Genomic DNA, 12,423 nt, shown 5'->3' with positions numbered 1-12,423 from the left:
GATGTGCCCGTACCTGCGACGTACAGAAAGTCCGCTCATGTTAGGGGTTCCGCCCGGCGCGCAGAGCTACTTGCAGACGGTTCCGTCCTGGCGCACAGCGCTACTTGCAGACGGTTCCGGCCGCCGGGACCTTGCCGTCCAGCAGGTAGCCGCCCACTTCCTTCTGCACACAGGCGTTGCCGCTGTTGTACGCGCCGTGGCCCTGACCCTTGTACGTCATCTTCACGCCGACACCCTCGCCCAGCGCGTCGGCCATCGCCTTGGCACCTTTGTACGGCGTCGCCGGGTCGCCGGTGTTGCCGATGACGAGGATGGGGGCCGCGCCCGGGGCGCTGACGTCGGGGGTCTCCCAGGCGCCCTTCACCGGCCAGCCGGTGCAGGCCATCAGGGACCAGCCCAGGTAGTCGCCGAAGATGTTCGAGGCGGAGCGGAACTCGGGGAGCTTGGCCTCGGTCTGGTCCGCGGTGAACCGCTGCTTGGAGTCGGCGCAGTTGATCGCGGTGTTGGCGGCCATCGAGTTGTCGTACTGACCGTTGTCGGAACGGCCGTTCAGCGAGTCGGCGAGGGCGAGGAGCAGCGCCCCGTTGCCGCCGTCGGCCTCGTCCAGCCCCTGCTCCAGCAGCGACCAGGTCTGCTTGGAGTAGAGGGCGGCGGCGATGCCGGTGGTCGCGAGCGTCTGGGTCAGCTGACGCGAACCGAGCCCCTGGATCGGCTTCTTCTCCAGTTTCGCGAGCAGGTCGGCGATCCCCTGCTCGACCTCCTTCGAGGAGGAACCGGGAAGTTTGCACTCGTCACCGCGGTCGGCGCAGTCCTGGGTGAAGTTGTCCAGCGCGAGCTGGAAGCCCTTGGCCTGGCCGAGCGAGGACTGCTCGTTGTTCTGCGTCGGGTCGACCACCGCGTCCAGCACCGACCTGCCGACGTTCTTCGGGAACAAGTGGGCGTAGACACCGCCCAGTTCGGTGCCGTACGAGATGCCGAAGTAGTACAGCTTCTTGTCGCCGAGCACCTGGCGCATCAGATCCATGTCGCGGGCGGCGTCGGTGGTGCCGACGTAGGGGAGCTGCTTGCCGGAGTTCTTCTCGCAGGCCTGCGCGAACGTCTTGGTGTCCTTGACGAAGGCGTCCACCTCGGCGCTGGTGTCCGGGGTGCCGTCGGTCTCGAAACGGGCGTCGAGCTGCTTGTCGCTCTCGCACTCCACGCCGTCGCTGCGGCCCACGCCGCGCGGGTCGAAGCTGACCAGGTCGTAGCCGGCGCGGAGCTTGTCGTAGTCGCTGCCGAAGGCGGGCAGGGTGGCGACGCCGGAGGCGCCGGGGCCGCCGAAGTTGAAGATGAGGGAACCGATCCGCTTGTCCTGGCTCTTGGCCCTGGCCCGGATCAGGGCCAGCTCGATCGTCCCGCCCCCGGGCTTCGCGTAGTCGAGCGGGGCCCTCATGAACGAGCACTCCCAGGGGGTGTCGCCGGGCAGCGGGGTCGGCGCCTTTCCGCCGCCCTGTGCCGCGGAGGGGGCGGGACAAGGCTTCCACGTCAGCTTCTGGGAAGCGAGGCCGCCGGAGCTGCTCGCCTCGGCGGCATTCGCCGCGAGCGGCCCGTCCGGGCCTTCCTTGTCGCCGCTCTGCGAGCAGGCGGTGATGGGCAGGAGCACGGTGACGGCGGCGGCCAGTGCGGCGGCACGCAGGGCGGGGGAGGTCCTCATGGCCCCATGGTGCGGTGGGAACCCGGTCGCTGCACGGGGCACCGGTCCAAGCGGGTGGCGGACCCCCCGGCCGTCCCCCGACTGGCCTTGCGGGCCGCCCCGTATGGCGGCTGAGGGGGAGTCAGTACCGGTATCGGCGGGTCGTCGGGGCTTGCTCCGGTGGTCTGTCAGGGCTCGCCCTTGCCCGTCGGCCGGAGCACGTTCCGGCGGTCTGTCGGCGCTCGCCTCGGCGGTCCGTCGGGGCTCGCCCCGGCCGTCAGTCAGCGTTTGCCCCGGCCGTCCGTCAGAGCTCGCCCCGGCGGGTCAGACGGGTGAAGCAGAGCCAGCCGGGAAGCACCGGCAGCCAGAGCGTCAGCAGGCGGTACAGCACCACGGCGGGCGCCGCGACCTCCTTCGGCAGGCCGACCGCGATCAGACCCAGCGTCAGCGCGCCCTCGACCGCGCCCATTCCGCCCGGGGTGGGCGCCGCCGATCCCAGCGCGTTGCCGGCGAGGAAGACCACCGCGATGCTGGCGTAGCTGAGATGCGGCACGTCGGGACCGCTGAACGCCCGTACCGAAGCGTCCAGACACATCACGAACAGGCCGGTCAGCAGCAGCATTCCGCCGATGCCGGTCAGCAGCTTCTGCGGCCGCTGCACCACGTCGAGCATGCGCGGCACGACTCCGGCGAACAGCGACCGCACCCGGGTCACCACGAACTTCCGCAGGAACGGGACCGCCGTCACCACCAGCACCAGCACGGCGACGGTCAGCAGTCCGGCGATCACCGTCCTGGACGGGGTGAGCGAGGACGGGGTCTTCTCCGTACCGGTCAGATAGCCGAAGGCCGCCAGCAGCAGGATGTGGCAGCCGAGGCCGAACAGCTGCGAGGCGCCGACACTCGCCACGGCGAGCCCCGGACGTACCCCGGCCCGCTGGAGGAAGCGGGTGTTCAGCGCCACGCCGCCGACCGCGGCAGGGGCGACGATCTTCACGAAGGAGCCGGCGACCTGGGCCAGCACCGTCCTGCCGAACGACACCCGCTCGGGCACGAAGCCCAGCAGGCTCATCGCCGCCGCCACGTAAGTGAGGGCGGAGAAGCCGACCGCGGCCGCCACCCAGCCCCATTCCGCCTGCTCGACGACGGTTCCGAAGTCGGCCTGGGTGACCTGGGAGATGAGGAAGTACGCGGCGATCGCACCGGCGATGCAGCTGAGCAGGGTGCGGGCCTTGATGCGTTCCAGCCGCACCGGTTCGACCGGGGCCTGGGGGCGGATCAGCAGCACCTGCTGCCGCATCTGGGAGAGCAGGTCCTCCTCGCGGGCCCCTTCCAGGGCGTCGTCCAGGGCGCGCTTCTCGGCCTGCTTCTGGTTGCGGAGCGTCTTGCGGTCGGCCTTGCGCTCGGTCTTCTGGCCGGCCCCCTGATCGGTTCTGAGGTCGGCCCTGTGATCTGTCCTGGCATCGGTCTCGCGGCCGGTCCCGTGGTCGGTGATCGCGTCGGTTGCGGTCGTTCCGGCCGGTGTCCCGGACGCCGTCGTGTGTTCGTGCGTCCTGGCCCGCTTGGCCGCGTCCGAAGCCTCCAGCACCGCTTCGCGCTCCCGCTGCGAGCGCTCCCGGGCGAGCCGGCGCAGCGTCGCGCGGGTGGAGCGGCTCAGCGCGATCGGCTGGAGCAGTGGCAGGCAGTCAGCGACGGCATCGGGTCCGAGCACCGCCAGCGCACCGGCGACGGCCCGCTCGGCACCCACCCGCAGACCGGTCGTGGTCAGCAGCTGGGCGACGTCCATCCGCAGCACCAGATCACCGGCCGCGATCTCGCCGCCGCGCAGATCGGTGACGAACACCTTGCCGGAACGATCCACCAGGATGGCGTCGCCGGTGAGCCTGCGGTGCGCGATCCGCCGCGACTGGAGCGCCTTCACCTGACGCCAGGCACCGTGCAGCAGCTCGTCGGTGATCTCCGCGTCCTCCAGCGCGTCCAGCGAACGGCCGCCGATGTGCTCGTACACCAGCATCACGGCGTCGGGGCCGAGCTCGGACGTGGCGATCAGCTTGGGCGCGTTGGCCCCGGCGGCGATCGCCGCGTAGGCGAGCAGCGCCTCCTGCTCCAGGGCCTGGCGCAGCGACTGGATGGAGCGGCGCTGGGTGATGCCGCGCAGAGTGAGCCTGCGCCACACCCGGTAGAAGAAGCCGTGGGCCTGCTGCTCACGGTCGACGACCGTGACATCGAGCGGTGGCCCGTCCTCCAGGGAGACCAGATAGCGGCGTCCCCGGTCGCTCTGGTCGCCCGAGTCCGGGGCGTCGTCGGCGCGCATCGCGCTGACCGGGCGGAAGCCGACATGGCGCAGACCGGCCATCAGATGCTGACCGGTCGGCCGCACGTTCGGCGAGCCGACCGCGTACAGCGTGCCGTACGCGACGGTCCAGCCGATCAGCACGGTGAGGACGATCGAGAACGGGGTCGTGTAGCCGCCGACCAGCATCGCGAACGCGTCGAGCAGCAGCACCACCCACAGCACGACCCGCCAGCGCGGCCGTCTCGCCATGCCGACCGCCGTCATGTACGCGATCACCGGCGCGAGATAGCCGTGTACCGGGTCGGTGAGCGCGTCACCCGGCTGCGGCTGGGTCAGGGCGTCCTGGATGGTGCCGGGGGCGGACTTGGCGACCCAGAGGTCTGCGGCGAGCGTGACGCCGTGTGCCAGTACGGCGGCGAGCACCCCGTCGGCGATCCGCAGCCCGTCGCGTTTGATCAGCCGCTCGATGGCGAAGGCGACCGGGACCAGCAGCACGGCGATGCTGGAGACCAGGCCCGCCATCTTGATCAGGACGTCGGGCGCCTGACCGGTGCCTTTGTTGATGTCCTGTTCGAGACCGGTCGTCGTGCCGTGGGCGAACGCGGCGATCGAGAACAGGACGACGATCGCCAGGACTCCGATGAGGAGCCGCATGAGATCGGAGGGGCGGTGCACCCGGGCGGGGAGCAGCGGTTCGTCGCCCGAGACGCGCTCGGCCTGCTCCTCCGCGGCGGTCGAGAGCGTCGAGCCGGTCAGTCGACCGGGGGTTTCCCCGGTCTCCTCCCGGCCGGCACCGGACTTCTTGGCGGGTGCGGGGGGCTCGTCCGGGTGGGGCTCGGCGTCAGGGGCGTCCGCCGCCTTCGGTGGCTGCACGCCCTGCTCCTTCGTCGCCTCTGATTGGTCTTCGTGTTCTCGTATCACCGGTCACCGCCCGCACGATGGTGGCACGGCCCGGCGACGGAGGGAGGCATCAGGGTGCACTGCACGGATACGCGAAGCGCAAGATACGCTCCTTTGCTCCCGCGCGCACGCCCTGTGATCAGGCGCACACGGACCGGGCCGGGGTGTCGGTGGCGTACGGCAGGATGGGGCGGATGAGCCAACACCGGACGAGCGGCGACGGGGCGGGCGGCGATCCGATGAGCCACGCACTGCCGGAGTACGCGGAGCGGGTCCTCGACGTCGCCGACCTGATCCCGCCCGGCCGCGTCATGACGTACGGCGACGTCGCCGAGTGGCTGGGCGAGGGCGGGCCGCGCCAGGTCGGCCGGGTCATGTCGCTGTACGGGGCCGCGGTGCCGTGGTGGCGCGTGGTGCGCGCCGACGGGGCGCTGCTCCCCGGCCACGAACTGCGGGCGCTGGACCAGTACCGCGCGGAGGGCACCCCGCTGCGCGAGGCGTCGCGCGTCGTGGAGGGCCATCTGCCGCGCCTCGACATGAAGCGGGCGCGGTGGGACGGCGTCACCGCGGGCGGCGGCGCGGACCGGGACAAGGGCGGAGGTGCTCACACCTGACAGCTTCGGCCATCCGGCGGCACAGCGGGCGGCGCCGGGGCCGTACGGAGTGCGGGAAGTGGCCCTTTCCGGGGGCCGTGGCGTACGGCATGACGGGACCCGGCAGGCGAATCGCGCGGCGGAACACCGTGACGCGGAACACTGCGGCGCGGAGGAGCTCGGCGGAGTGGAACACAGCGGGGCGAGGGAGCCCGGCGGCGCGGAGGAGCTCGGCAGCACCCGCCACGCGGCACGGGACCGGGCCCGTGACGGTGTCCGTACTCCGGAGCCGACCCACGACCACATCCGTACTCCGGACCCGACCCACGACCACATCCGCGCCCCGGAGCCGCCCCGCGAAGGCATTCGCGCCCCGGACCCGACCCATGACCACATCCGCGCCCCGGAGCCGCCCCGCGAAGGCATTCGCGCCCCGGAACGTGACGAGGCACGCAGCGCTCCCGTCCCGGATCGCGCCCGCGCTGGCGTAGCTTCGTAAGTTCGCGGCACGCACCGCACCCTCGGCATCAGCACACCCACCAGGACCGGCGAACCACGTGAGCTCCTCCTCCTTCACCCGGCACAGTCCGCGCCGCCAGACACGGCAGCGGGCCGCGGGCGCGTACCGGCTGGTGCGTACTCCGCCGGGCTCCGTGGACCCTCCTCTCCTGGACGCAGCACAACGCGCCGTGGTTGATCACTCCGGCGGACCGCTCCTGGTCCTCGCCGGCCCCGGCACCGGCAAGACGACCACGCTCGTCGAGGCGGTCGCCGCACGCATCGCACGGGGCGGCGACCCGGCCCGCGTCCTGGTCCTCACCTTCAGCCGCAAGGCCGCAGTGGAGCTGCGCGACCGGATGGCCGCCCGGCTGGGCGCCGCCCGCGGACCGCAGGCCACCACGTTCCACTCCTTCTGTTACGCGCTGGTCCGCGCCCACCAGGACGCCGACCTCTTCGCCGAACCGATGCGGCTGCTCTCCGGTCCGGAGCAGGACGTCACCGTCCGCGACCTGCTCGCCGGCCAGCTCGAACTGGAGCGGGACGGCTTCGCGCACATCCGCTGGCCCGACGAGCTGCGGGCCTGCCTGACCACGCGCGGCTTCGCCGACGAGGTACGAGCGGTGCTGGCCCGCAGCCGCGAGCTGGGCCTGGGCCCGGACGCGCTGGCCGCCTTCGCCCGCCGCACCGGCCGGCCCGACTGGGGCGCCGCCGCCGAGTTCCTGGCCGAGTACCTCGACGTGCTGGACGCGCAGGGGGTGCTGGACTACGCGGAACTGGTGCACCGGGCCGTGCTGCTCGCGGAGCGCCCGGAGGTGTCGGCGCTGCTCGCGGGGCAGTACGACGCGGTGTTCGTCGACGAGTACCAGGACACGGACCCGGCGCAGGTACGGCTGCTGCACGCGCTGGCCGGCAATCGGGGGAGTGCCCCGGGCGCGGGGGGCGGCCGGGACCTGATCGCCTTCGGTGACCCGGACCAGTCGATCTACGCGTTCCGGGGCGCCGATGTGAACGGCATCCTCGACTTCCCGGAGACGTTCCGGCGGGCGGACGGCGCCCCGGCCCCGGTCGGCGTGCTCACCACCTCGCGGCGTTCCGGCGGACAGCTGCTGGCCGCCACCCGGCTGCTCACCCGCCGGATGCCGCTGACCCGGCTGCCCGCGGCCAAGGTCCGTGCCCACCGCGAACTGGCCTCGGTCCGCGAGGGCGGCAGCGTGGAGGCGTACACCTACCCGACCGCGTCCACCGAGCTGGAGAACATCGCCGATCTGCTGCGCCGGGCGCATCTGGAGGACGGCGTCCCGTGGAACGAGATGGCGGTGCTCGTACGGGCCGGCGGCCGCACACTCCCCTCGCTGCGCCGTGCCCTGACGTCGGCGGGCGTGCCCCTGGAGGTCGACGGCGACGACCTTCCCCTGCGCCATGAACCGGCCGTGGCCCCGCTCCTGACCGCCCTGCGCACGGTCGCGACCGCGGCCCTGCGCCCGGGTGCGCCGGGCGCGGAGGAGGCTCCGGCGTCGCGGGACGCGGACGAGGCTCCGGCAGCGGAGTGCGCGGAGAGCGTGGCGGGGGCGGAGGACACGGCGGGCTCGGAGAACGCGCGGGACGCGGAGGCGGAAGCCACCGCAGCAGAGAGCACCGCGGCAACCGACGCAGAGGACACCGCGGCAGAGGACACGGACATTGCGCCGGACCCGGAGGCGTCCTCCTGGCTGGACACCGAGACCGCCCTGGCCCTGCTCGCCTCCCCCCTCGGCTCCATGGACGCAGCCGACCTGCGCCGCCTCGGCCGGGCCCTGCGCGACGAGGAGCGGGCCGCCGGGAACCGAGTGCCGGCGCCCTCCGGCGACCTGCTGGCGCGGGCGCTCGCCGAGCCCGAACGGCTCGTCGCGCACGATCCGGCGTACGCCCGCGGCGCCCAGCGCCTCGGCGCGCTGCTGCGCAAGGCGCGCGAACTCCTCGAAGGCGGCGGTACCGCGGAGGAGGCCCTGTGGGCACTGTGGTCCGGCACCCCGTGGCCGGGCCGGCTGGAGCGCGCCGCGCTGCGCGGCGGCGCGGGCGGCCGCAACGCCGACCGCGATCTCGACGCCGTCTGCGCGCTCTTCGACACCGCGGCCCGCGCCGAGGAACGCACCGGCGGGCGAGGGGCGCTCAACTTCCTGGAGGAGGTCGACGCCCAGGACATCGCCGCCGACACCCTCTCCCGGCGCACGGTGCGCCCCGACGCCGTACGGCTGATGACCGCGCACCGTTCCAAGGGCCTTCAGTGGCGTCTTGTCGTCGTCGCGGGCGTGCAGGAGGGGCTCTGGCCGGACCTGCGCCGCCGCGGTTCGCTGCTGGAGGCGGACCGGATCGGCCGCGACGGCCTGGCCGAACCGCTCACCCCCGGCGCCCTCCTCGCCGAGGAACGCCGGCTCTTCTACGTCGCGGCGACCCGCGCCCGCGAACGCCTCGTCGTCACCGCGGTCAAGGCACCCGCCGACGACGGCGACCAGCCGTCCCGCTTCCTCACCGAGCTGGGCGCCGAGCCGCGCGACGTCACCGGCCGGCCCCGCCGCCCGCTCGCCGTCGCCGCGCTGGTCGCCGAACTCCGAGCCACCACCGTCGACCCCGAAGCCTCCGACGCCCTGCGCGAGGAGGCCGCCCGCCGCCTCGCCCGGCTCGCCGCGCTCACCGACGACGAGGGCCAGCCGCTCGTACCCGCCGCCCATCCCTACCGCTGGTGGGGCCTGTACGAACCGACCCGCTCCGCCGTCCCGCTCCGCGACCGGGACCAGCCGGTGGCGCTCTCCGGCAGTGCGCTCGACCAGCTCGCCAACACCTGCGCGCTCCAGTGGTTCCTGGGCCGCGAGGTGAAGGCGGACGCCCCGGCGACGGCCGCGCAGGGCTTCGGCAACGTGGTCCACGTACTCGCCGACGAAGTGGCCTCCGGACGCACCCCGGCGGATCTCGCCGTCCTGATGGAGCGGCTGGACTCGGTCTGGGACGGGCTCGTCTTCGACGCCCCCTGGAAGTCCCGGCAGGAGAAGGAACAGGCCCGCGCCGCCCTCGAACGCTTCCTGCGCTGGCACGTCATGGACCGCACCGCCCGCACCCCCGCCGCGAGCGAGCACGACTTCGACGTGACGCTGGGGGCGGGGGAGTACCAGGTGCGCATCCGGGGCTCCATGGACCGCGTCGAACAGGACACCGAGGGCCGGGCCTACGTCGTCGACTTCAAGACCGGCAAACAGTCCCCGACCAAGGACGAGGTCGCCCGCCACCCCCAGCTCGCCGTGTACCAGATGGCCGTCCGGGAAGGCGCGGTCGACGACGTCTTCGACGGCAGGCGCCCCGAGCCCGGCGGCGCCGAACTCGTACAACTGCGCCAGCCCGCCCCCAAGAAGGAGGGCGGAGACGCCCTGCCCAAGGTGCAGGCGCAGGAACCGCTCGCCGGTGAATGGGTCTCCGACCTGCTGGCCACCGCCGCCGGCCGGGTCCTGGACGAACGCTTCACCCCCACCACCGGTCAGCACTGCACGCACTGCGCCTTCCGGGCCTCGTGCAGCGCCCAGCCGGAGGGCCGTCACGTCCTGGAGTGAGCGGGTGATCGGGAGAGCGGGTGAACGGGGGCGGAGGCTCTTCGGCACCGCCGGTTGTCGGTGCGTCCGGTTAGCCTTTCTGGGGTGTCCTCACCTATCACCGATCCCGAGCAGCTCAAGGAGCTCCTCGGGATCCCGTTCACCCCGGAGCAGACGGCCTGCATCACCGCGCCGCCCGCCCCGCAGGTGATCGTGGCCGGAGCCGGGTCGGGGAAGACCACGGTGATGGCGGCCCGCGTGGTGTGGCTGGTGGGCACCGGCCAGGTCGCCCCGGAGCAGGTCCTCGGGCTGACGTTCACCAACAAGGCCGCCGGTGAGCTCGCCGAGCGCGTCCGCAGGGCCCTCATCGCGGCCGGGGTCACCGATCCCGACGCCATCGACCCGGACAACCCCCCGGGCGAGCCCAGCATCTCCACGTACCACGCGTTCGCCGGCCGACTCCTGACCGAGCACGGGCTGCGCATCGGACTCGAACCCACCACCCGCCTCCTCGCGGACGCCACCCGCTACCAGCTCGCCGCCCGCGTGCTGCGCGAGGCCCCCGGCCCGTACCCGGCCCTGACCAGGTCGTTCCCCACTCTCGTCAGCGACCTGCTGGCGCTCGATGCCGAGCTCGCCGAGCACCTCGTACGCCCCGAGCAGCTCGCCGAGTACGACACCGGCCTCCTGGCCGCGCTCGAATCGGCCCGGCTCAGCAACGCCGAGCTGCGCCGGATCCCCGAGACCGCCGAGGCCCGCCGCGAACTGCTCCAGCTGACCCGGCGCTACCGCGAGGCCAAGAAGAGCCGCGACCTCCTCGACTTCGGCGACCAGATCGCGCTCTCCGCCGAGCTGGCGCTCACCCGCCCCGAGGTCGGCGCGATCCTGCGCGACGAATTCCGGGTGGTGCTGCTCGACGAGTACCAGGACACCTCCGTCGCCCAGCGGCTGCTGCTCTCCGCCCTCTTCGGCAGCGGCCCCGGGGGCCGGACCGGGCACGCCGTCACCGCCGTCGGCGACCCCTGCCAGGCGATCTACGGATGGCGCGGAGCCTCCGTGGCCAACCTCGACGACTTCCCGCTGCACTTCCCGCACACCGACGGCACCCCCGCCACCCGCTACTCCCTCAGTGAGAACCGCCGCAGCGGCGGCCGGCTCCTGCACCTGGCCAACGGCCTCGCCGAACCCCTGCGCGCCATGCACGAGGGCGTCGAGGCGCTGCGCCCCGCCCCCGGCGCCGAGCGCGACGGCATCGTCCGCTGCGCGCTGCTCCGCACCCATACCGAGGAGATCGACTGGCTCGCCGACTCGATCGCCCACCTGGTGCGGACCGGCAAGGCACCCGGCGAGATCGCCGTCCTGTGCCGCACCGCGGGCGATTTCCCCCAGATCCAGGCCGCGCTGGTGGCCCGCGACATCCCGGTGGAGGTCGTCGGCCTGTCCGGGCTGCTGCACCTGCCCGAGGTCGCCGACCTGGTCGCGGTCTGCGAGGTGCTCCAGGACCCCGGCGCCAACGCCTCCCTGGTCCGGCTGCTCACCGGCCCCCGCTGGCGGATCGGACCCCGTGACCTGGCCCTGCTCGGCCGCCGGGCCCGGCTCCTCGTCCACCGTGCGGCCCACGGCGACGACGAGGACTTCGACCCCGACCGCCGGCTCGCCGAGGCCGTCGAGGGCATCGACCCGGCCGAAGTGATCTCGCTCGCCGACGCGCTGGACACCTTCCTCGAATCGGGCGGCGAGGAGGACGACGGGCTTCCGTTCTCGGCCGAGGCCCGCATCCGCTTCGCCCGCCTCGCCGCCGAACTGCGCGACCTGCGCCGCGCGCTGGCCGACCCGCTGATGGACGTGCTGCACCGGGTCCTGGCCACCACCGGTCTTGAGGTCGAGCTCTCCGCGTCGCCGCAGGCCCTGGCCGCCCGCCGCCGCGAGACCCTCGCCAACTTCCTTGACGTCGCGGCCCGTTTCGCCTCCGTCGACGGCGATGCCACCCTCCTCGCCTTCCTCGGCTTCCTGCGCACCGCCGTCCAGTACGAGAAGGGCCTGGACAACGCCCTGCCCGGCGGTGAGAACACCGTCAAGGTCCTCACCGCCCACAAGTCCAAGGGCCTGGAGTGGGACGTCGTCGCCGTGCCCGGCCTGGTCGCCGGCCAGTTCCCCAGCGGCCAGTCCCGTGACGCCTGGACCGCCCAGTCGAAGGTCCTCCCGCACGCCCTGCGCGGGGACCGGGCGACCCTCCCCGACGTTCATTCCTGGGACGCCAAGGGACTCAAGGCGTTCAAGGAGGAGATGAAGGAGCACCAGCACACCGAGGAGCTCCGCCTGGGATACGTCACCTTCACCAGACCCCGCACCCTGCTGCTCGGCTCCGGCCACTGGTGGGGCCCGTCCCAGAAGAAGCCGCGCGGCCCGTCCGGCTTCCTGCACGCGCTGTACGAGCACTGCGCGGCCGGACACGGCGAGATCGAGGTCTGGGCCGACGAGCCGGCGGAGGACGAGGAGAACCCGGCGCTCGACGACGGGCAGTCCGCCGACCGGGCGTGGCCGCTCCCTCTCGACGACACCGCGCTGACCCGCCGCCGAGCCGCCGCGGACACGGTGCTGGCACACCTGGAGGCCCTGGCCACGGCGGGGGGCGTGCCGGACGCGTACGAGGCGATGCCCGATGCCCCGGAGCCGTACGACGAGCCGTACGTCGAGCCCTTCGACGACGGGCACGACGCCCCGTTCCCCGACGAGGCCGGCGTCGGGGCCGCGGACTGGGACACGCTGTCGACGAAGCCCCCCACGCTCCCAGCGCTCCCCGCTCCCGCGCTCCCCGCTCCCGCGCTCCCCGCTCCCGCGCTCCCCGCTCCCGCGCTCCCCGCTCCCGCGCTCCCCGCTCCCGCGCTCCCCGCTCCCGCGCTC

General features: G+C 73.3%; 5 protein-coding genes. 3 read left to right on the top strand and 2 right to left on the bottom strand.

Features of this window, described 5'->3' with window-relative positions; translation table 11 throughout:
• Positions 1–100: 100 nt before the first annotated feature.
• Together ABZ622_RS09210 and ABZ622_RS09205 are read right to left on the bottom strand one after the other, a co-directional pair.
• Positions 101–1,693 carry an alpha/beta hydrolase gene (locus ABZ622_RS09210; RefSeq protein ID WP_360541737.1) on the bottom strand — a complete coding sequence of 531 codons (1,593 nt, stop codon included), beginning with the start codon at positions 1,691–1,693 and terminating at the stop codon, positions 101–103.
• Between the two features lie 283 nt (positions 1,694–1,976).
• The gene (locus ABZ622_RS09205) at positions 1,977–4,841 is read right to left on the bottom strand and encodes a lysylphosphatidylglycerol synthase transmembrane domain-containing protein (protein WP_360541736.1); all 2,865 of its coding nucleotides are present in this window, start codon (positions 4,839–4,841) and stop codon (positions 1,977–1,979) included.
• Positions 4,842–5,062: 221 nt separating this feature from the next.
• On the opposite strand from ABZ622_RS09205, the gene ABZ622_RS09200 reads away from it, so the two are divergent.
• The 3 genes from ABZ622_RS09200 to ABZ622_RS09190 all read left to right on the top strand — a co-directional run.
• The gene (locus ABZ622_RS09200; protein ID WP_277426098.1) at positions 5,063–5,482 is read left to right on the top strand and encodes an MGMT family protein; all 420 of its coding nucleotides are present in this window, start codon (positions 5,063–5,065) and stop codon (positions 5,480–5,482) included.
• A 536-nt stretch (positions 5,483–6,018) separates the two neighbouring features.
• On the top strand, positions 6,019–9,540 hold the full coding sequence (locus ABZ622_RS09195) for an ATP-dependent DNA helicase (RefSeq protein ID WP_360541735.1): 3,522 nt from the start codon (positions 6,019–6,021) through the stop codon (positions 9,538–9,540).
• Positions 9,541–9,624: 84 nt separating this feature from the next.
• Positions 9,625–12,423, top strand: a 2,799-nt coding sequence (locus ABZ622_RS09190) for a DEAD/DEAH box helicase (protein ID WP_360541734.1), incomplete at its 3' end; no start/stop codon positions are given.

This window comes from Streptomyces sp. NPDC007164, from assembly GCF_040634135.1.
In the GTDB taxonomy this organism is placed as follows: domain Bacteria; phylum Actinomycetota; class Actinomycetes; order Streptomycetales; family Streptomycetaceae; genus Streptomyces; species Streptomyces sanglieri.
This window is presented reverse-complemented; position numbering and strand designations above follow the sequence as displayed.